Annotated in this window: 1 rRNA gene; it reads right to left on the reverse strand. The window is 48.5% G+C overall.

What is annotated here, in order from left to right:
* A 23S ribosomal RNA gene (locus AA84_RS0102040) occupies positions 1–80 on the reverse strand; the annotation flags it as partial.
* Positions 81–328: the final 248 nt, after the last annotated feature.

Raw genomic sequence — 328 nt, forward strand, 5'->3', positions numbered from 1 at the left:
CGAAGCGTATCGGCGTTCGTTCCGTCCTTCATCGGCTCCCAGTGCCAAGGCATCCACCGTGCGCTCTTTATAACTTAACCACTGCATGTGCGATGAGCGGCGAATCTCTTCGTCGGCTTGTGTCCGATACTCGGGCATGATACCTCCTCGATCTTCTTGCTTCTCATTCGTCACACTTGTGATGAACCAATCACGAATAATCGATTCATCACGTTGGATGTTTCTTGACTTTGTTGCTTATTTTCGTTATCCAGTTTTCAAGGTTCATGGCTGCCTTTCGGCTCGCCGGTGAAGGAATGCTTCCTTCAAAACCAAACAAAAGACCAAG

Origin of the sequence: Sporolactobacillus terrae DSM 11697, assembly GCF_000648615.1 — a bacterium.
Taxonomy (GTDB): Bacteria; Bacillota; Bacilli; order Bacillales; family Sporolactobacillaceae; genus Sporolactobacillus; species Sporolactobacillus terrae.